Here is a 19,793-nt window from a genome sequence, read left to right as displayed (position 1 = left end):
AACCGGCAATGCGGGCCTCCGCGGAGCTGACTCCCGCCGCGGCTGCCGACCTCGGCCTGCAGGTGGGCGGGGCGGTCTGGCTTTCGGTCAAGGCCACCGATGTGAGTGCCTACCGTCGCTAACGTCTGTAGTCTCGACTCAGTGCGGTTCCCTGGGGGCCACTGACGGCACGGATCGTGGCAGGGGGATGTCGATGTCGACTCTACGGGTGACGGATTCGGTGCTCGATGATCTGTCGACGGCGCTGTCGGGCACTGCGGCGCAGCTGAGCTTTTCCCAGTGGGCCTTTCGGTGGCCGGAGGGAGCGTTGCAAAGCGATACGGTCGCGGCGGCCCTGCGGGACACGACATCACAACAGGTCGAACGAGCCGATTTGGCCGCGCTCGCCCTGACCGCGCTGAGCGACTTTCCGGCGACCGTGGCCGAACAGTTTCGAGCGACCGATTCCCTCCTGAGCCGTGAGGTGACCTGATCGTGTGGACCATCGCGAATCCGGGTTCGGGTGAGACGCACGGCATCCTGGCCGAGGCCAGAATTCGCTCCGGCAAAGCGGATGCTCTCCGCACGTTGCTGACGACGCTGACCCGCGCGCAAGCCCACGCCGAAACGACCGGGTGGACCGCCGTGTCGCGCGAGGCCTTCGTCGAGCGCCTGGTGGCCCTGACTCCCGAGATCGACCTGCTGATTCGAGGGTTGGACGCGCAGGCGAAAGCCCTCGAGACGTACGCCCTGCTCCTCGACGAGATTCAGGGTGACCAGCGCATCCTGGAGGCGCGGCGCAACGCGGCCGACACTGATCTCTACGACCTGCAGTATGGAAAAACCGACTCCACCTTGCCGAACGACACGTTCGTTTTCATTCCCTCCGTCGATCGAAATGCCCGTCGGGAGGAAGCCTTCGAAGTCGTCACGGCGCGGATTGCCGCTATTGATGTGCTGTGGGAGGAATTATCGCAACGTCGCCGCGCCGCCGATGCCGCCTGTGTGCGCGACCTGGCGTCGGATCAGGTGCTCGGCGCGACTGCCTGGTTCGGCACGACCTGGGCTGCGGGGGCATCTGTCGACGATCTGATCGCACGATTGAATACGCTGTCATCCACCGATCTAGCCGTATTGATCGCCACAGATCCCGAACTGGTCAAGCGGTTGCTCACGGCAAACCCGGAAACCGTGCACGAGCGGTGGGAGCAGTTGGCGCAACCGGCGCAACTCGCTCTGATTGCGGGAACTCCGGCCCTGCTCGGTTCGTTGAACGGGCTGCCGGCCCGCGCGCGCGTCGCCGCCAACCGGCTCAATGTCAGCACCCGGATCGACGAGATCGACGCCGAATCCGCCAGGCTCAACGCCGAAATCGCCGGTTTGGACCGGACGAGAGCGCGATGGGAGCAGAGTTATGCCAGGGCTGACGAAATCGCCAGAGAGCACGAAGTGCTGGAGGCCGAGCGCACCTATCTGCAGCGAACGGTCGACGGCAAGAATCAGCTCTATCTCTATGACCGTGAGAACGCCCGCATCGTCGAGATGTTCGGAACGCCGTCGAGTGAGACGCGGCAGCGCATCACGTACGTGCCGGGCACGATGAGCAATATGGACATGTTCTATGACGGCTCACTGCAAGGATTACCAACCTTGTTCGTCGGATGGCATCCTGACACGGTGGCGTTTGTCTACAAGGATGGCCTTTTTCCCGGAGACTCGGGCGGCACCCGGAGTGGGTTGGCGGCCGGGATAGTGGATGCGAATTCGGCAGAATTCGCCCAACTGTCCGGTCCGGTACTGGCTGACTTCGAGGCGGGCCTGGCGTTGGATCCGCTGCTCACCGACGCCACGTCGACGGCCATCGGCCATAGTTGGGGGCTCGCCAACATCACCTCGGCGGAAGTGTCCGGGGCCCAGTACCACTCGGTAGTCTCACTCTCGGGCGCGTGGATGCCCAAAGAGTGGACACCCAACCCGGAGACCAACTACACAGACTTCTCCTATGAAGATATCTTGCAGATCGCCCAGGGCTCCGGTGTCGTCGGAGGAGGCAACAATCCGCGGTTCAGCGACGCCTTCGATTATGGTGCGTTCTACCAGGGCCCTGAGCCCACCTACACGAAGGATTGGCAGGGAGCACCAATATTGGACTTCAAGGTGCTCATGGACAATCACAACCGCGTCGCCACCGATGATGTGAACAATGACGACGTGCTCGTCGACCTCGAGGAGCTGATCTACGGATGAATCCCCAGGCAAAACTGGCGGCTCTTTTCGGAATGATCGCTCTCGTAGCAGTGCTGGCCTCGTGCGCGTCGACGAATCAGGGAAGTGAGACCATGGATCTTCAAACAGCGAAGCGCATCGCGATGGCGATGGAGGATGAGGCTGCCGCTCTCGTTCCACCCGAGAACGTCGGCGACCAGACGCAGCTGAAGACTGCGCATCTGTTGGGGTGCGCGGATGACCAGTTGAAGTGGTCCGGTCGAACGACGGTCACCCTGCTGGGGGATGTCGATGCGGAGGCGATGATCGACGTCATTGCTGCTGCGTGGGAGCAGAAAGACGGAGTGGTCGTGGAGAGACGCAGCACCCGGCAGGGGGCACCGCGGGTGGATATGACGGGTACGCAGGGAGACTTCTACAGCGCATCGATCTGGGCTCCCGGCACCGAACTGAAAATCACCTCCTTCTCCCCGTGTTTCCAGCTGGAGGAGGGGCAACATCCCTCGGATGCGTTTTAGTCCCAGCAGGGTCGCGGCGTAGCGCGGGGGTACGGTGGCAGAACGACCAAGGAGACCCATGACCCCGACCGAACTGCTCCTCGAAGAGTTTTCCCGCATCCACAGCGTCGTCGCCAGGGTTCTCAAGAACGCGACCCTCGCCACCCTCACCTTTCGAGCGGATGCCGACGCCAACAGTATTGCCTGGCTCATCTGGCACCTGTCCCGCCTGCAGGACGACCATATCGCCGACCTCGCGGGCAGACCGCAGGTGTACACCAGCCAGGGGTGGGCGGAACGATTCGACCTGCCCTTCGGGCCGGCGACCACCGGCTACGGGCATAAATCCGCCGACGTCGCGGCCGTGCGCGCCGACGCCGACCTGCTCCGCGGATACTACGAGGCCGTGCACACCGGGACCGTCGCCTACCTGAACACCCTGGACGACGCCGATCTCAACCGGGTCGTCGACGACTCCTGGACCCCGGCCGTCACGGTGGGTGTGCGCCTGGCGAGCGTACTCTCCGACGACCTGCAGCACGCCGGTCAGGCCGCCTTCGTGCGCGGTCTCGCCGATCGCGCGGGCGTCTGACCTGTGCGTCACCCAACACACGTTTTACCTTTGGCGGAGAATGGGGGATTCGAACCCCGCAAGTGGGGCTGTGCGTCACCCAACGCGCTGTATTGCTGGTTTGGCGGAGAATGGGGGATTCGAACCCCGCAAGTGGGGCTGTGCGTCACCCAACGCGCTGTATTGCTGGTTTGGCGGAGAATGGGGGATTCGAACCCCCGAGGGCTTTCACCCAACACGCTTTCCAAGCGTGCGCCATAGGCCACTAGGCGAATTCTCCTGGCCGCCGTTCAGTAAAACAACGACAGCCCAAATCTTACCTGTTTCCAGGGGATGCTGCCGCCACCCACGCAGACCGCGCTCGGTTGGTGCCACCCGGCGTCGTGCCCTAAACTGGTCTTCGGCTCCTCGCGTGGCGCCACCTTGGCCAATTCCCCCAGGACGGAAACGTAGCAAGGGTAACCGGGCTCTGGCGGGTGCGCGAGGAGTCTTTTCTGTACCGCGACCGCTGCAAAAGCGCAGGTAAACAGCGGTATGCGCCCATGCTGTTTGACAGTTGACCGCTGCGGGACCAGCCTAAGGCTATGGAATACACCCAACTTGGCCGTTCCGGCCTCACGGTTTTTCGGCTGTGCCTCGGCACCATGAACTTCAGCCCGGAAACAGACCCGACTGAATCGTTCGCCATCATGGACACCGCCCAAGCCGCGAGAATCAACGACGTCGACACCGCCAACGTCGCATGGTGATGCGCGGGCTCGACGTGTTGTTCATCGGCGGTACCGGCGTGATCAGCGCCGCCGCCGCCGCACGTGCGGTCGCGACCGGGCACCGCCTCACGGTGCTGAACCGGGCGACGACAACCCAGCGCCCGGTTCCGGTCGGTGTGGAGGTGCTCACCGCGGACGGACGCAACCCGGCCTCGATCCGGGCTGCTGTGGGCAGGCGAACCTTCGATGTGGTCGTAGACTTCGTTGCCTTCACGGCCGAGCATGTGGCGGCCGATATCGAGCTGTTCACGGGGCGCACGGGCCAGTTCGTGTTCATCAGTTCGGCGTCGGCCTACCAGAAGCCGCCGGCTCGACTGCCGATCGTGGAATCCACGCCGCTTCGCAACCCGTACTCGCAGTATTCGAGAGACAAGATTGCCTGCGAAGACCTGTTAGTCGCGGTCTACCGCGAGCGGGGATTCCCGGTCACGATCGTGCGCCCCTCGCATACCTACGACCAGACTGCGATTCCGCTCACCGGCGGGTGGAGTGACATCGTCAGCATGCGGGCCGGCCGCCCCGTGCTGGTGCACGGTGACGGTACCTCGCTCTGGACCCTCACGCACAGCACGGACTTCGCCAAAGCCTTCGTTGGGCTGTTCGGCCTGCCGCAGGCCATCGGAGACACTTTCACCATCACCTCCGACGAATTTCTGCCGTGGAATATGATCTACGAGCTCTACGCCAAGGCGGCGGGCGCGCCACTGCCCGAGCTGGTGCACGTGGCATCGGAGACCATCGCGGCCGCGGTGCCGCATCTGGGCCCGGCACTGCTCGGCGACAAGGCACATTCCGTCATCTTCGACAACAGCAAGGTGAAGGCCCTCGTGCCCGATTTTGTCTGCACCACCCCGCTCGCGCTCGGCGCGCGCGACACCATCCGCTGGTTCGACGCACACCCCGACGCGCAGGTCAGAGATGAGCACCTCGAGCTCAGCTTCGACGCGCTCATAAACGCGGCGAGGACGAGGGTATAGAGGCCAGGATGAGCGTTCCGGCTCAGGCGGTGGCGGCGACCACGACATAGATCTGCGCAACTGCAGCCTCACGACCGACGGGACTTTTGGCACTGGAGACATTTTCGGAGCTGAATAGGATGGAAGCAATGCGGCTGCGTGGCCGCGAGACGATGCGGAGGACCGATGAACCACGATTCCGGCACCATTACCTGGGCTACGCGTGCACCCGCACCGCTGGGCCCTGCGGCCCTCGCCAGCATCGACGCCTGGTGGCGTGCCGCGAATTATCTGGCCGTCGGCCAGATCTACCTGCTCGGCAACGCACTCTTGACGGAGCCGCTCACCCGCGATCACGTCAAACCGCGCCTGCTCGGCCACTGGGGCACCACGCCCGGCCTCAACTTTCTGTATGCGCACCTGAACCGCGCGATCCAGGAGCGCAGCCAGAGCACCATCTACATCACCGGGCCCGGCCACGGCGGTCCGGGCATGGTCGCCAACGCCTACCTCGACGGCACCTACACCGAGGTCTACGCCGACATCGAGCAGAATGCGCACGGCGTGCAGAAGCTGTTTCGCCAGTTCTCCTTTCCCGGTGGCATCCCGAGTCACGCCTCGCCCGAGCTGCCCGGCTCCATCCATGAGGGCGGCGAGCTCGGCTACGCCCTCAGCCACGCCTACGGTGCCGCGTTCGACAACCCCAACCTGCTCGTGGCCGCTGTGGTCGGTGACGGCGAGGCCGAAACCGGCCCGCTCGCCACCAGCTGGCACTCGAACAAGTTCATCGACCCGATTCACGACGGCGTCGTGCTGCCCATTTTGCACCTCAACGGGTACAAGATCGCCAACCCCACCGTGCTCGCGCGCATCCCCGAAGACGAGCTGCTCGACCTCATGCGCGGCTACGGTCACACCCCGTATATCGTCTCCGGCGGCTTCGATGGCGAAGATCCGCTGCTCGTGCACGCACGCATGGCCGAAACGCTCGACCTGGTGCTCAACCAGGTCGCCGCGATCAAGGCTGCAGCCGCCGCAGCCGCAGCCAAGAAAGAGGATTTCGCCCGCCCGCGTTGGCCCATGATCATCCTGCGCACTCCCAAGGGCTGGACCTGCCCCGCCATCATCGACGGGGTGCAGGTCGAGAACACCTGGCGCGCCCACCAGGTTCCGCTCGCCAACGCCCGCGATACCCCGGAGCACACGGCCCTGCTCGAACAGTGGATGCTCTCCTACCGCCCCGCCGAGCTGTTCGACGAACAGGGTGCTCCGGTCAAAGAAATATCCAGCCTCGCCCCGGTCGGCCCCCTGCGCATGAGCGCCAACCCGATCGCCAACGGCGGACTCCTCCGCCGCGACCTGCACCTGCCCGACTTTCGTGATTTCGCCGTCGATGTGCCCACCCCGGGGGCAACGCAAGCCGAGGCGACGCGCGTGCTCGGCGTGTACCTGGCCGAGGTCATCCGCTTGAATCCCGACAACTTTCGCATCTTCGGGCCGGATGAAACCGCGTCCAACCGGCTGGCCCCGCCGGTCTACGAGGTGACCAGCAAACAGTGGGACGCCGAGATCCGGCCCGGTGACACAAACCTGGCGCGCGCCGGCCGCGTCATGGAAGTGCTGAGCGAGCACCAGTGCCAGGGCTGGCTCGAGGGCTACCTGCTCACCGGGCGACACGGGCTATTCAACTGCTACGAAGCGTTCATTCACATCGTCGATTCCATGTTCAACCAGCACGCCAAGTGGCTCAAGGTGACCGCCGACATCCCGTGGCGGGCGCCGATCGCGAGCCTGAACTACCTGCTGAGTTCGCACGTCTGGCGGCAGGACCACAATGGGTTCAGCCACCAGGACCCCGGTTTCATCGACCACGTGGTCAATAAAAGTGCCGACGTCGTGCGGGTCTACCTGCCTTTCGACGCGAATACGCTGCTGAGTACCTACGACCACTGCCTGCGCAGTGTCGACTATGTCAACGTGGTCGTGGCCGGCAAGCAGCCCGCGCCGAACCTGCTCACCATGGCCGAGGCCGTCGCGCACTGTACCCGCGGACTCGGCATCTTCGACTGGGCCGGCACCGAAATTGCGGGTCGCTCTCCCGACGTCGTGCTCGCCGCCGCCGGTGAGGTACCGACGCTCGAGGTGCTCGCCGCCGCCAAGATTCTGCGGGAGAACCTGCCAGATCTCCAGGTACGCGTCGTCAACGTCGTCGACCTGATGCGCCTGCAGTCCGAGGACGACCACCCGCACGGCCTGAGCGACAGTGCCTTCGACGCCGTCTTCACGCCCGACAAACCCATCATCTTCGCCTATCACGGCTACCCGTGGCTGATTCATCGGCTCACCTACAAGCGCCACGGCCACGAGAACCTGCACGCCCGCGGCTACAAGGAGATCGGTACCACCACGACCCCGTTCGACATGGTCATGCTCAACGACCTCGACCGGTATCACCTCGTCATGGACGTCATCGATCGCACCCCCGGGCTCGCCGCCCGCGCCGGCCTGCTCCGGCAGCGGATGCAGGACGCCCGCCTGGCCGCGCGCCAATACACCCGAGACCACGGCGAGGACCTGCCAGCGGTCACCGACTGGTCCTGGTCGCAAACGGATGCCGCGCCGCGCGTCGACCAGACCGGAAGCGACAACGTCTAGCAAAAACTCACACCTCACATACGCTTGAATGGACACTGTGGCTCGAAGCATCTATATCACCAGCGCAGAAGGCAATACCGGCAAGTCGACCATCGCTCTCGGCGTGCTCGACACACTCACCCACCTGGTGGAGCGGGTCGGCGTGTTCCGCCCGGTCGCCCGCACCGCGACCGAACCGGACTACGTCGTCGAGTTGCTCCTTCGACACCTGCGGGCCAATGCCGGCCCCGGCGCCGCGGCCGGGCAAACCTACGAGCAGAGCATCGGTGTCAGTTACGACGACGTCAACACCGACCCCGATGCGGCCCTGGCCCGCATCGTGGCGCGGTACAAAGCGGTCGAAGCCAACTGCGACACTGTCGTCGTCATCGGCAGCGACTACACCGACGTCGGCAGCCCCACCGAACTCGCCTTCAACGCCCGCATCGCCGCGAACCTCGGCGCCCCCGTGCTGCTCGTGCTCGGCGGTCGCGTCGGAGCCGGAGAAGGCGAACGCCTCGGCCAGAGCGACGCCCGCTCAGCCGCGGACATCGGCCAGCAGACCGACGTGGCGCTGGCGGAATTGCGCGACGAACACGCATCCATCTTGGCGATCATCGTCAACCGTGCCGACGAAACGGCCCTGACCGAGATCATCGATTCGGTGCGCGCCACGACCAACGCCCAGCCGGCGCGCTCGGGCGGAGCGTTCGGCGTGCCGATCTGGGCCATCCCCGAAGACCCCTATCTCGTCGCCCCGAGCATGCAGAGCATCATGGAAGCCACCGATGGCACCCTGATCAAGGGTGACCCGGCGCTGCTGGCCCGCGAGGCGCTCGGTGTCGTCGTGGCCGCCATGTCGATGGTCAATGTGCTGCCGCGTCTGATCGAGGGCGCCGTCGTCGTCGTACCGGGTGACCGTGAAGACGTGCTGCTGGCCGTGCTGCTCGCCAACGCTTCCGCAACATTCCCGTCGATCGCCGGCATCGTGCTCAACGGCGGTTTTGAGCTGCCCGACTCGATCCAGCGCCTGATGGAGGGTCTTGCGCCCTCGCTGCCGATCATCATGACACCGCTCGGCTCCTACGACACGGCCCTGCGCATCACCCGCACCCGCGGGCGCCTCGCCGCCGATTCGCAGCGCAAGCACGACACCGCGCTGGCCCTGTTCGAGACGCACGTCGACGCGGCGGCGCTGCTCGACCGGCTCGATGTGAGTCGGGCCGAGGTCGTCACTCCGCTCATGTTCGAGTACGCGCTGCTCGAACGGGCGCGGCAGAACCGCCAGCACATCGTGCTGCCGGAGGGTGAGGACGACCGCGTACTGCGGGCCGCCGCCACCCTCCTCGCCCGCGACGTGGTGGAGCTGACCATTCTCGGTGAGGAATTCGAGGTGCGCTCGCGCGCCATCGGCCTCGGCCTCGACATCTCCAAGGCCCGCGTCCTGAGCCCGTTCGATGACCTGTTGCGCCTGAAGTTCGCGCGGGAGTACAAACAGCTGCGTGCCCACAAGGGCATCACCCTCGAGCAGGCCAACGAAACCGTCACCGACGTGAGCTACTTCGGCACCATGATGGTGCAGCTTGGTTTGGCCGACGGCATGGTCTCCGGCGCCACCCACACCACCGCGCACACCATTCGGCCCAGCTTCGAGATCATCAAGACCCAGGCCGGCGTCGGCGTCGTGTCGAGCGTGTTCCTCATGGCGCTCGCCGATCGCGTGCTCGTCTACGGCGACTGCGCCGTCATCCCGGTGCCCACGGCTGAGCAGCTCGCCGACATCGCCATCTCGGCGGCGGCGACGGCGGTGCAGTTCGGCATCGAGCCGCGCATCGCCATGCTGTCCTACTCCACCGGAACTTCAGGCGAGGGCGTCGACGTCGAGAAGGTGCGCGCCGCGACCGCCCTCGTGCGGGAGCGACGTCCCGACCTGCTGGTCGAAGGTCCCATTCAGTACGATGCAGCAGCGGATGCCGCGGTCGCCGCCACCAAGATGCCCGGTTCCAGCGTGGCTGGCCGCGCCACCGTGTTCATCTTTCCCGACCTGAACACCGGCAACAACACCTATAAGGCCGTTCAGCGCAGCGCTGGCGCGGTCGCGATCGGCCCCGTGTTGCAGGGCCTGCGCAAGGCGATCAACGATCTGTCGCGCGGTGCCCTCGTGCAGGACATCGTCAACACCGTGGCGATCACGGCCATCCAGGCGGCCGGGCTTACCTCCGCTGCGGACAGCGGCGCGCAGAGCATTCCTGTCGTGGACGCCACACCCGCCGGGGCAACTCGGTGACTGCGGTTCTCGTCGTCAACTCCGGCTCGAGCTCGTTCAAATACCAGCTGATCGAAATGGACACCGAGACCACGCTGGCGAGCGGTCTGGTCGAGCGCATCGGCGAGCTCATGGGCGCGGCCTCACACTCTGTCACCGCGGCGGCGGACGCCGCGTCGAAAACGCCGGTTTCGACATCCGCTGATCAGAAATGGCAGCGTGAGCTGCCTATAGCCGACCACACGGCCGGATTCGCGGTCATGCTCGCGGCCTTCGCGAGCCACGGGCCGTCGCTCACCACACACGCGCCAATTGCCGTCGGGCACCGCGTCGTGCACGGCGGAGCGCGCTTTCACCAACCGACCCTGGTGACGCCGCAGGTCGAGCGCGACATCGATGAGTTGTCCGGGCTCGCACCACTGCACAACCCGGGCGCGCTGCAGGGCATCGTCGCGGCCGGTGAAGCCTTCTCCGACGTGCCGCACGTGGCCATCTTCGACACTGCGTTTCACCAGACGTTGCCGCCGGAGGCGTTCACCTACGCGATCAATGCCGACCTCGCGGAGCGTTTTCGCATTCGTCGCTATGGCTTTCACGGCACGAGCCACGGATTCGTGGCCCGCGAGGCGGCCAACTTTCTCGCGCGCCCGGTGACGGAGCTCAACCAGATCGTGCTGCACCTCGGCAACGGAGGCTCGGTCTGCGCGGTCGCCGGCGGCCGTTCGGTCGAGACCAGCATGGGCATGACGCCGCTGGAGGGGCTCGTCATGGGCACCCGCTCCGGCGACATCGACCCCGGCGTGCTTTTTCACCTGCACCGCAGGGCCGGACTCGACTTCGATGACCTCGACACCCTGCTCAACCGCGGTAGCGGGCTGCTCGGCCTCACCGGACGCGGCGACCTGCGTGACGTCATGGAGGCCGCCACTGCCGGCGACGGGCCCTCGCAGCTGGCCATCGACGTGTATGTGCATCGAATCAAGGGCTATATCGGGGCGTACTATGCGCAGCTCGGCCGGGTCGACGTGATCGCGTTCACGGCCGGTGTCGGCGAGAACGCACCACTCGTGCGCGAGCGGTCCCTCGCCGGCCTGGAGGCACTGGGCATCCGCATCGATCCCGGACGCAACGCTGCCGCCGAACGCGGCGCGCGCGTGATCAGCGCCGACGACTCGGCCGTTACCGTGCTCGTGATTCCCACCAACGAGGAACTGGAGATCGCCCGCCAGACCCTGGCGACCGTGCGCTAGCTCGTTCGAACGGCCGGTCTTTGATCGAGCGGATTTACGCGCAGGCACAGAACAGTAAAGCGGCGCGAGCGCGGGCGAGTGTCGGTGCGGGCAAGTACCATGGAGAACGTGGTTACCGCCCTGTATCGCCGCTACCGGCCAGAGACCTTTGCCGAGATGATCGGCCAGTCCCAAGTGACCGATCCGCTGATGACGGCGCTCCGCACGAACCGGGTGAATCACGCTTACCTGTTCAGCGGCCCGCGCGGCTGCGGCAAGACCACGTCGGCGCGCATCCTGGCCCGCTGCCTGAACTGCGCCGAGGGCCCCACCGACACCCCGTGCGGTGTCTGCCCGAGCTGTGTCGAACTTGCCCGCGACGGCGGGGGTTCCCTCGACGTCGTTGAGATCGACGCGGCCAGCCACAACGGTGTCGACGATGCCCGCGACATTCGTGAGCGCGCCATTTTCGCGCCGGCCCGCGACCGCTACAAAATCTTCATCCTCGACGAGGCGCACATGGTCACGCCGCAGGGCTTCAACGCGCTGCTTAAGATCGTCGAAGAACCGCCGGAACACGTGAAGTTCATCTTTGCGACCACCGAACCCGAAAAGGTGATCGGCACCATCCGCTCGCGCACCCATCACTATCCGTTCCGGCTGGTGCCGCCGGGGCCGATGCTCGAATACGTGCAGCAGATGTGCGACACCGAAAAGATGGTCGTTGCCCCCGGTGTGCTGCCGCTCGTGGTGCGCGCCGGCGGCGGCTCGCCGCGCGACACCCTCTCGTTGCTCGACCAGCTCATGGCCGGGTCCGACGGGCAGTCCATTGAGTACGAGCGCGCCGTGGCGCTGCTGGGCTACACGAGCGCGTCCCTGCTCGACGAGGCCGTTGAGGCCATCGGTGCCCGCGATCCCGCCGCCGCGTTCGACGCGGTCGACCGGGTCATCCAGACCGGGCAAGATCCGCGCCGGTTCGTCGAAGACCTGCTCGAGCGCATGCGTGACCTGATCATCGTTTCGGCCACGAGCGTCGCCGGGGCCGCGGCCGTGCTGCGCGGAGTGCCGCAAGACGAACTGGAGCGCATGAACGGCCAGGCCGCCGCTTTCGGGCCGGCTGAACTCTCCCGTACCGCCGATATCCTGAACGCCGCGCTCACCGAGATGAGCGGGGCTACCTCGCCGCGCCTGCACCTCGAGCTCATGATCGCGCGCGCCCTGATTCCCGCGACCGATGACACGACGCGCGGTGCACTCGCCCGGGTCGAGCGCCTCGAGCGTCGCATCGGTGTCGACGGCGTTGCAGCGGCGCCGGTCGCCGCCACTGCTCCTGCCGCGCGGCCGGTTGCGCCTACCGGGCCGTCCGGGGGCTTCGCCGCTGCCGCGGCGGGCGCACCCTCTGCGCTGGTCGAGACCGCCACTGCGGGAACGCCCGCTGCGCGCCCAGCATCGCCATCCGGCTCCGGCACCGCAACGCTGTCCCCTGCGCCGAGCGCCCCCGCTGCGTCGTCTACAGCGCAAGCCTCGTCCACAGCGGATGCCTCGTCCGCACCGCAAGCCTCGTCCACAGCGGATGCCTCGTCCGCACCGCAAGCCTCGTCCACAGCGGATGCCTCGTCCGCAACGGGAGCGACCGTCGCGACCTCGCCCTCGCCGCTGGTCGAGACCGCTCCTGCGGGAACCTCGGCTGCGCGCCCCGCCGTGATTCCCGGGGCCCCGGTCTCGCTGCAGCAGCTGAAAGACGCCTGGCCGGAGATTCTCGAAGTCGTGCGCACCGAGAAGACCACGGCGTGGCTCGTCGTTTATACCGCGCACGTACTCGGGTTGAACGGTGACGTGCTGGCCCTCTCTTTCCCGAGTCAGGCCGACGTCGACAGCTTTAAGCAGCAGAAGGTTCCCGGAATGGGAACGAGCGATTTCTTGCGCACGGCGATCGTCGCTGTGCTCGGCCTACGGGTGAAGTTCATCGCCCGCGTCGATGCCGGCCGTGAGGCCTCCTCGCCCGGCGCCTCATCCTCGCCCGACTCGCCGACCGTCACCGCGGAGCCTGCGCCAGCGGCCCCGGCAGCAAAATCGCCCGCAGCAACATCAGCTGGGTTGGCGCCCCTCGTGGCTGAGCCCGTTTCGACCTCATCGCCCGCGGGCGCCCCCGACCCAGCGGAATCACGGGCCAGCGCGTCTCCCGTGGCGGTCTCGACCAGTGGATGGGCCACCGTGGCTATTCCCGGCTCGCCCAACGGTCCGGCTGTACCCGCTGTGGCCGACGACACAACGGATGTGCCACCCGCCGCCATTCTCGCGGCTCCACTCCCGAACGCTGCCGTCGTGCCGCCCGCAGTGCCGTCCGTCGCGCCGTCCGCCGTGCCGCAGCACGACGACGAGCCGCCGTTCGACGATGTGCCGCCACCCTTCGAAGACGACGTGCCGCCCGAGCTAGACGCACCCGCGGAGGAACGCGTGCCGAACTACGCGGCGCGCGCCGAGGTATCCGCCGTGCTGCCGACCCCGGAGCAGGGTCAGCAGCCCGGCGCCAGCCGCCAGAACACCGGCGAGCAGAGTGCGCCGACCCAGCGCCAGCATCCGAACGCCTCCGGTCAGCGCGCCACCACGAAAGAGCCGTCGCGTGCTCCGTCCTTCGCCGAAAAGCAGCGCTACGGCGAGGCCGTCGTGCGCGAGATTCTCGGTGCCACTTTCATCGAAGAACAGCCGTACACCGCGGCGCCCCGAACCAGAAACGACTACTAAACCATGTATGAAGGCATCGTCCAGGAACTGATCGACGAACTCGGTCAGCTTCCCGGTATCGGCCCCAAGTCAGCCCAACGCATCGCGTTCCACATTCTGCAGACCGAGAAATTCGACGTGACCCGGCTCGCCAACGTGCTGCTCGAGGTGCGCGACAAGGTGCGGTTCTGCGACATCTGCGGCAACGTATCCGAGCAGCCCACCTGCCTGATCTGCCGCGATCCGCGCCGCAGCCCCGCCTCGATCTGCGTGGTCGAAGAGGCCAAGGATGTCGTCGCTATCGAGCGCACGCGCGAGTTCAAGGGCCTCTATCATGTGCTGGGCGGAGCCATCAGTCCCATCGATGGCGTCGGCCCCGATGATCTGCGCATCCGCCAGTTGATGCAACGCCTCGCCGACAACACCGTGCAAGAGGTGATCATCGCAACCGACCCGAACCTCGAGGGGGAGGCCACCGCCACCTACCTCTCGCGCCTGCTCACGACCCTCGAGATCAAGGTCACGCGCCTCGCCTCCGGACTACCCGTCGGCGGAGACCTCGAATATGCCGACGAGGTCACCCTCGGCCGCGCCTTTGAGGGCCGTCGCGAGGTCACCCACTAGCGCGCTAGCAGCGGTGACCGGCATCAGCCAAGAAATGAGCGTCCGATACACCGCTCAGCGAACCCGTCCATCCCACTGCCGCACGGCGTCACATGGCGCGACCCGCGAGCACCAGCATTTAGGATGGAAACTTGGACGCGGCCCGAACGACAGGCCCGCACCCCCCATCTCAGGAGTGACATGAGCTTGATCGTGCAGAAGTTCGGCGGGTCGTCCGTCGCCGATGCTGAAAGTATCAAGCGGGTCGCCAAGCGCATCGTCGACACCCGCAAGGCCGGTAATGAGGTCGTCGTCGCCGTGTCAGCGATGGGTGACAGCACCGACGAACTGCTCGACCTCGCCCACCAGGTCACCCCGCTGCCCGCCCCGCGCGAGCTGGACATGCTGCTCACGGCCGGCGAACGTATCTCGATGGCGCTGCTCGCGATGGCCATCAAGAGCCTCGGCTATGACGCCCGTTCCTTCACCGGCAGCCAGGCCGGCATGATCACAGATGCCCGCCACGGCTCCGCGCGCATCGTCGACGTCACTCCCGGCCGCATCCGATCGGCCCTCGACGAGGGCGCCGTCGCCATCGTCGCGGGCTTCCAGGGTTTCAACCGCGACACCAAAGACATCACCACCCTCGGCCGCGGCGGCTCAGACACCACCGCCGTCGCCCTTGCCGCCGCCCTCGGCGCCGATATTTGCGAGATCTACACGGATGTCGATGGCGTCTTCACCGCCGATCCGCGCGTCGTTCCCCGCGCCCGCAAACTGGAGCGGGTCACGAGCGAGGAGATGCTCGAGCTGGCAGCCTCCGGGGCCAAGGTTCTGTATATTCGCGCTGTGGAATACGCCCGCCGCCACGGCGTCACGCTGCACGTGCGCTCCTCGTTCAACAACAACACCGGCACCATCGTCTACAACGCCGCGACCGCGCGAGAAAATGGAGAAATCGTGGAAGAGCCAATCATCGCCGGAATCGCCGCTGACCTGAGCGAGGCGAAGGTTACCGTGGTCGGTGTGCCCGACATTCCCGGCAAGGCCGCGCTCATCTTCAAGATCGTCGCGCGCACCAACGCCAACGTCGACATGATCGTGCAAAACGTGTCGGCTGCTGCCACCGGGCTCACCGACATCTCGTTCACGCTGCCTAAATCGGAAGGGGAGCGGGTACTCACCGCACTGACCAACGAGAAGGAGCTCATCGGGTTCACGAGCTTGCAGTACGACGACCAGATCGCCAAGCTCGCGCTGGTCGGCGGCGGTATGCGCACCAACACCGGCGTCTCGGCGAAACTGTTCGAGGCACTCTACGAGGCCGGGATCAACATCGAGATGATCTCCACGAGCGAGATTCGCATCTCGGTCGTCACCCGCGCCGACACCATCAACGAAGCGCTCCGCGTGGTGCACAGCGCATTCGGTCTCGACGGCGAAATCGAAGCCGTCGTGCACGGCGGCTCCGGCCGCTAGCCCGCACTTTACCGGCCGAACGGATGCCCGCCCCCGCTCCCCGAAATTTACCCCGCCCCTGCCTTGTCCACGTTCATAACTCCTGCAATTTGTCACAATCATCTTTGACTTCCCCGGAATTACGCGGGAGTGTCCGAGCGGGCGAGGAAATTGCAGGAGTTATGCCCGGAAAGGGCGGGGGAGAACCGTGCAGCATGAAATGCCCGTGAGGGCGAACGACGTTAGGAAACATACGTGACCACCGCAGCCAGCACAGTCGGCATCAACATCGGCGTCGTCGGAGCCACCGGACAGGTCGGCGCCGTGGTGCGCCGCCTGCTCGAGGAGCGCGATTTTCCAGTTAAGAACATTCGGTTTTTCGCCTCGGCACGCTCGGCCGGCACCACCCTCTCTTTCAAGGGCGAGCCGATCACGGTCGAAGACGCCTCGATCGCCGACCCGACCGGGCTCGACGTGGCCATCTTTTCGGCCGGAGCCACGCTCTCCAAGACGCAGGCTCCCCGCTTCGCCGCAGCCGGCGTGCTCGTCGTCGACAACTCATCGGGCTGGCGCATGGATCCGGACGTTCCCCTCGTCGTCAGCGAGGTCAACCCCGAAGCCATCAAACAGGCCGTCAAGGGCATCATCGCCAACCCGAACTGCACCACGATGGCCGCCATGCCCGTGCTCAAGGTATTGCACGATGAGGCCGGACTGACGCGTCTCATCGTCAGCACCTACCAGGCGGTCTCTGGCAGTGGTCTGGCCGGCGCGTTCGAACTGGCCAGCCAGGTGCGCGTCGCCGCGCAAGACGAGAACCTCCTGCAGCTCGTGCATGACGGCAGTTCCGTTGCCCTGCCCGAACCCACCATCTACGCCCGCCCGATCGCGTTCAATGTGATCCCGCTGGCTGGTTCCATCGTCGACGACGGCCAATTCGAAACCGATGAAGAGAAGAAGCTGCGCAACGAGAGCCGCAAGATTCTCGGCCTGCCCGAGCTGCTGGTCTCGGGAACCTGCGTGCGCGTTCCGGTTTTCACCGGCCATTCCCTCTCGATCAATGTCGAGTTCGCGCAGCCGATCAGCGTCGCGCGTGCCCGGCAACTGCTCACAACCGCCCCCGGCGTCGAACTGACCGATATCCCCACACCGCTGCGGGCGGCCGGGCAGGACGCCAGCTTTGTCGGTCGTATTCGGCAAGACGAAGGCGTAGCGGATGGGCGTGGCCTGGCCCTCTTCATCAGTAACGACAACCTGCGCAAGGGTGCCGCGTTGAACGCCGTGCAGATCGCTGAGATCATCGCCGCCGATCTCGCCGCGAACTAGAGTTCCGTCTTGAGCAGCAAGTCGCGTATGATCTGACTGTGTGAGCCGAATTGGGGTGTCGGGCGTATTGCAGCGCGTGTCTTTTGGCGTGTTCACGGCCGTAGTCCTGGTGTTCGTTCCTGGGGCAGTCGCCATTGTTCTTCTGCATCCGGGAACCGGAGTCGCGGCAGCGCTCTTCGGTGTCCTGTGCGCGGCCGCACTGGAAATAGCTTGGATTCGAGTGGGCAGTGTGCCCCATCGCACGCCCGCCATCAGCCTGCCTGTTCTGGTCGTTCCGGCGCTGGCCCCGGTGCTGCCCGGCCAAGCCATCATCGGCGTGGTCATGTTCGGAATTATCGTCGCGTTGCTGGTGGAATCCCGCCGGGTCAGTGTGTCCGTCTACAGCGCGGGCCTTGCGGGCGTGGGCTGCATGGTCTACTTCCTCATCGCTTGGCTAGTGGGCCTGGCTGGTCTGGCCGAGCTGCCAGCGGTCGCCGCGGCATCCGTCGGATATGTGCTGTTCGTACTGACGCTTGAAGTAGTGCGGATGCACCTGATCAATGCCCCCGCCGACAGGGGCGGTCGACCACTTTTCTCGCCCGTGCGCCTGAGCGCACTGCTGATCGGAGTCGCGGTGTTGACCGTTTTCTCGGCCTACTGGGCCCAGATCGGCCTTCCCACACCTGGAACGGGCCGTACTGCCATTCAAACTGCCATTGGCACGCTCATGGGCAGTTTCACGGTCGCGCTGATCATCATCGTTGTGCGCTCGATTCGGGATATGCGGCGTCGGCTGATCGGCCTCGTGGCCGGCAGCAGCATCCTCAGCGCCACGCGCAACGCCGACTCCGACATCTGCATCTCCGCGGTATTGTGCGAAGCGGCGGCCAGCGCGGTCGGCGTGCAATCCATCACCGTGCAGACCGGCCCCGCCGAGGCCGGAGCGATCGGGGTGCCGGTCATGTTAGAGCCTGGAGAGCTGCGGTTTCTCGTCGCCCGTCGCGACGCGATGGACGGCGCCTTCTCCGGCGTCGACCGGCGCGCGCTGCAAGCCCTGGCGGCCACCGCCGAACTGGCCCTGCAGGTCCGGCAGAATATGGCCGGCCTCACCATGCGGGCCAATACCGATCCGCTCACCGGCCTGCCCAATTACGGCGCGTTTCAGGAGGCCCTCGACACCATCAACAGCAACCGCATCAACGCGGAGGCTATTGCGGTGCTCTTCATGGACCTCGATGGGTTCAAACGCCTCAATGACACCTACGGGCACCAGGCAGGCGACGAGGTGCTGCGGGTTCTCGGTCAGCGACTGCGCCAATCGGTGCGACCGCACGACGTCGTCGCGCGGGTCGGCGGCGACGAATTCGTCATCGTCCTCACCTGCTTGTCGACCCTGGCCGAAGCCCACGCCATCGCCGAGACGGTCCTGGCGGCTTCCGTTGCGCCGCTCGCCGTGGGCGCCGACATCATCACCCCCAGCCTCAGTATCGGCTTGGCGTTTTCCCTGCTCGTCGAAACAGATGTCGCGTCGCTCGTTCACGACGCCGACCACAGCATGCTCAAGGTCAAGAAAAGTCGCCGCCGCGGCGGCCGCGATGGTGACGTGAGCATCAACGTATCGGGTCACCGCTCGTCGCAATTCAACGACACGATCGCCCTCGCCATCGACGAAGACGAGCTGCAACTGGCTTATCAGCCCATCGTCAGTCTCGTGACCGGCCGCATCTGGGCGTTTGAGGCACTGCTGCGTTACGTCGACCCCGAACTGGGCGCTATTTCACCGCCGTCGTTGGTGGAGAAGGCGAAGAATCTGGGCCGGTTCGACAAGCTGACCCGGCAGATTGCCGAGAAGGCAATGAATGCGGCGGCGAAGTTTCGTCTGATCGAACCCGAGATCGTCTGTATGACGATCAACGTTGAAGCCGGACAGCTCGCGCCGGAGCGGCTCGGCAGGTTCGTGGAAGACCTGAACAATCGCTACCCCGAGATTTCGCTCTGCCTGGAGCTCAATGAGCGCTCGGCTGTGCGGTTATCGGTGCAGATTCGCGAACAGGTCAACCGGCTGCGCTCCGGCGGCATTCTGGTCGCCCTCGACGACTACGGATCCGAAGATTCCTCCGTCGATTCGCTCGTGCGCGTGCCCATGGACATCCTCAAAATCGACCGCAGCTTGGTCGACGACCTCGACGACATCCGCCAACGCGAGGTTCTCACCGCCCTGCAGAGTTTTGGCGACACGCTCGAGTACTCAATGATCGTCGAGGGTGTGGAGAACGAAGACATGGCCCGGCGGCTGGCCCAGCTCGGCATTCGCAGCGCCCAGGGTTTTCACTTCGGTGTACCAAAGGGGTTCACCGAAACCGTCGACCGGCTCGATGAATTTGGGGCGAAGGCCGTACTACCGGCCTCGGCGAGCCCCGCCCTCGCGCCGATTACGCCGCATGCGACGGCGACACCGTCGTAATCCAAAGCCGCCCACGACCCGCACGAGCACTTCGCCATCGGGTCGAACGTTCCGTCTTTCTCTTCCAGCTGCTGGTCGGTTCGTCGACCCTTCTCCTGGTCGCGGTGTCGG

At 65.6% G+C, this 19,793-nt stretch carries 15 protein-coding genes, 1 tRNA gene and 1 other RNA gene; 16 read left to right on the top strand and 1 reads right to left on the bottom strand.

The window, feature by feature from the left end:
• The first annotated feature begins 8 nt into the window (after positions 1 to 8).
• The 5 genes from E3T50_RS07440 to E3T50_RS07420 all read left to right on the top strand — a co-directional run bounded on the left by E3T50_RS07440 (position 9) and on the right by E3T50_RS07420 (position 3,294).
• Positions 9 to 122, top strand: a complete 114-nt coding sequence (locus E3T50_RS07440) for a TOBE domain-containing protein (RefSeq protein WP_134551260.1) — start codon at positions 9 to 11, stop codon at positions 120 to 122.
• A 71-nt stretch (positions 123 to 193) separates the two neighbouring features.
• Positions 194 to 472 carry a hypothetical protein gene (locus tag E3T50_RS07435; protein WP_134551259.1) on the top strand — a complete coding sequence of 93 codons (279 nt, stop codon included), beginning with the start codon at positions 194 to 196 and terminating at the stop codon, positions 470 to 472.
• A 2-nt stretch (positions 473 to 474) separates the two neighbouring features.
• On the top strand, positions 475 to 2,226 hold the full coding sequence (locus tag E3T50_RS07430) for a hypothetical protein (RefSeq protein ID WP_134551258.1): 1,752 nt from the start codon (positions 475 to 477) through the stop codon (positions 2,224 to 2,226).
• 92 nt (positions 2,227 to 2,318) lie between these two features.
• A complete protein-coding gene (locus E3T50_RS07425; RefSeq protein WP_134551257.1) occupies positions 2,319 to 2,723 on the top strand; it encodes a hypothetical protein in 405 nt (134 codons plus the stop codon).
• A 58-nt stretch (positions 2,724 to 2,781) separates the two neighbouring features.
• Positions 2,782 to 3,294 (top strand): mycothiol transferase, encoded by a 513-nt coding sequence (locus E3T50_RS07420; RefSeq protein ID WP_134551256.1) that lies wholly within the window; start codon positions 2,782 to 2,784, stop codon positions 3,292 to 3,294.
• Positions 3,295 to 3,465: 171 nt separating this feature from the next.
• On the opposite strand, the gene E3T50_RS07415 is transcribed toward E3T50_RS07420, so the two are convergent.
• Positions 3,466 to 3,553 (bottom strand) — tRNA-Ser (locus E3T50_RS07415).
• Between the two features lie 119 nt (positions 3,554 to 3,672).
• Here E3T50_RS07415 and ffs point away from each other — a divergent pair.
• The 11 genes from ffs to E3T50_RS07360 all read left to right on the top strand — a co-directional run bounded on the left by ffs (position 3,673) and on the right by E3T50_RS07360 (position 19,682).
• Positions 3,673 to 3,769: signal recognition particle sRNA small type (gene ffs, locus E3T50_RS07410), an RNA gene on the top strand.
• A gap of 88 nt (positions 3,770 to 3,857) precedes the next feature.
• Entirely contained in the window at positions 3,858 to 4,022 is a 165-nt protein-coding gene (locus tag E3T50_RS07405; RefSeq protein ID WP_198417963.1) for a hypothetical protein, read from the top strand.
• Positions 4,016 to 5,020 (top strand): NAD-dependent epimerase/dehydratase family protein, encoded by a 1,005-nt coding sequence (locus E3T50_RS07400; protein ID WP_198417962.1) that lies wholly within the window; start codon positions 4,016 to 4,018, stop codon positions 5,018 to 5,020. The genes E3T50_RS07405 and E3T50_RS07400 overlap by 7 nt, the downstream gene beginning before the upstream one ends.
• A 165-nt stretch (positions 5,021 to 5,185) precedes the next feature.
• Positions 5,186 to 7,654: a phosphoketolase family protein gene (locus E3T50_RS07395; protein ID WP_134551255.1), complete on the top strand. Its 2,469-nt coding sequence runs from the start codon at positions 5,186 to 5,188 to the stop codon at positions 7,652 to 7,654.
• A 37-nt stretch (positions 7,655 to 7,691) separates the two neighbouring features.
• Entirely contained in the window at positions 7,692 to 9,920 is a 2,229-nt protein-coding gene (gene pta, locus E3T50_RS07390) for a phosphate acetyltransferase (protein WP_134551254.1), read from the top strand.
• Complete coding sequence (locus E3T50_RS07385) at positions 9,917 to 11,149, top strand: acetate/propionate family kinase (protein ID WP_134551253.1); 1,233 nt, start codon at positions 9,917 to 9,919, stop codon at positions 11,147 to 11,149. Before pta ends, E3T50_RS07385 begins: the two co-directional genes overlap by 4 nt.
• Before the next feature lie 99 nt (positions 11,150 to 11,248).
• Complete coding sequence (locus E3T50_RS07380; protein ID WP_134551252.1) at positions 11,249 to 13,873, top strand: DNA polymerase III subunit gamma and tau; 2,625 nt, start codon at positions 11,249 to 11,251, stop codon at positions 13,871 to 13,873.
• 3 nt (positions 13,874 to 13,876) lie between these two features.
• On the top strand, positions 13,877 to 14,476 hold the full coding sequence (recR, locus tag E3T50_RS07375; protein WP_134461491.1) for a recombination mediator RecR: 600 nt from the start codon (positions 13,877 to 13,879) through the stop codon (positions 14,474 to 14,476).
• 180 nt (positions 14,477 to 14,656) lie between these two features.
• Positions 14,657 to 15,934 (top strand): aspartate kinase, encoded by a 1,278-nt coding sequence (locus tag E3T50_RS07370; RefSeq protein WP_134551251.1) that lies wholly within the window; start codon positions 14,657 to 14,659, stop codon positions 15,932 to 15,934.
• A 234-nt stretch (positions 15,935 to 16,168) separates the two neighbouring features.
• Positions 16,169 to 17,239: an aspartate-semialdehyde dehydrogenase gene (locus E3T50_RS07365; protein WP_134551250.1), complete on the top strand. Its 1,071-nt coding sequence runs from the start codon at positions 16,169 to 16,171 to the stop codon at positions 17,237 to 17,239.
• Between the two features lie 40 nt (positions 17,240 to 17,279).
• A complete protein-coding gene (locus tag E3T50_RS07360) occupies positions 17,280 to 19,682 on the top strand; it encodes a putative bifunctional diguanylate cyclase/phosphodiesterase (RefSeq protein ID WP_134551249.1) in 2,403 nt (800 codons plus the stop codon).
• Positions 19,683 to 19,793 lie beyond the last annotated feature (111 nt).

The sequence above is a fragment of the Cryobacterium gelidum genome (assembly GCF_004403985.1).
GTDB classification, from domain to species: domain Bacteria; phylum Actinomycetota; class Actinomycetes; order Actinomycetales; family Microbacteriaceae; genus Cryobacterium; species Cryobacterium gelidum.
This window is presented reverse-complemented; position numbering and strand designations above follow the sequence as displayed.

What these genes read in the sequence shown, in the direction of transcription:
- E3T50_RS07440 (WP_134551260.1), top strand. Translation starts at nt 9, where the DNA reads ATGCGGGCCTCCGCGGAGCTGACTCCCGCCGCGGCTGCCGACCTCGGC.
- E3T50_RS07435 (WP_134551259.1), top strand. Translation starts at nt 194, where the DNA reads ATGTCGACTCTACGGGTGACGGATTCGGTGCTCGATGATCTGTCGACG.
- E3T50_RS07425 (WP_134551257.1), top strand. Translation starts at nt 2,319, where the DNA reads ATGGATCTTCAAACAGCGAAGCGCATCGCGATGGCGATGGAGGATGAG.
- E3T50_RS07420 (WP_134551256.1), top strand. Translation starts at nt 2,782, where the DNA reads ATGACCCCGACCGAACTGCTCCTCGAAGAGTTTTCCCGCATCCACAGC.
- E3T50_RS07405 (WP_198417963.1), top strand. Translation starts at nt 3,858, where the DNA reads ATGGAATACACCCAACTTGGCCGTTCCGGCCTCACGGTTTTTCGGCTG.
- E3T50_RS07400 (WP_198417962.1), top strand. Translation starts at nt 4,016, where the DNA reads ATGGTGATGCGCGGGCTCGACGTGTTGTTCATCGGCGGTACCGGCGTG.
- E3T50_RS07395 (WP_134551255.1), top strand. Translation starts at nt 5,186, where the DNA reads ATGAACCACGATTCCGGCACCATTACCTGGGCTACGCGTGCACCCGCA.
- E3T50_RS07380 (WP_134551252.1), top strand. Translation starts at nt 11,249, where the DNA reads ATGGAGAACGTGGTTACCGCCCTGTATCGCCGCTACCGGCCAGAGACC.
- recR (WP_134461491.1), top strand. Translation starts at nt 13,877, where the DNA reads ATGTATGAAGGCATCGTCCAGGAACTGATCGACGAACTCGGTCAGCTT.
- E3T50_RS07370 (WP_134551251.1), top strand. Translation starts at nt 14,657, where the DNA reads ATGAGCTTGATCGTGCAGAAGTTCGGCGGGTCGTCCGTCGCCGATGCT.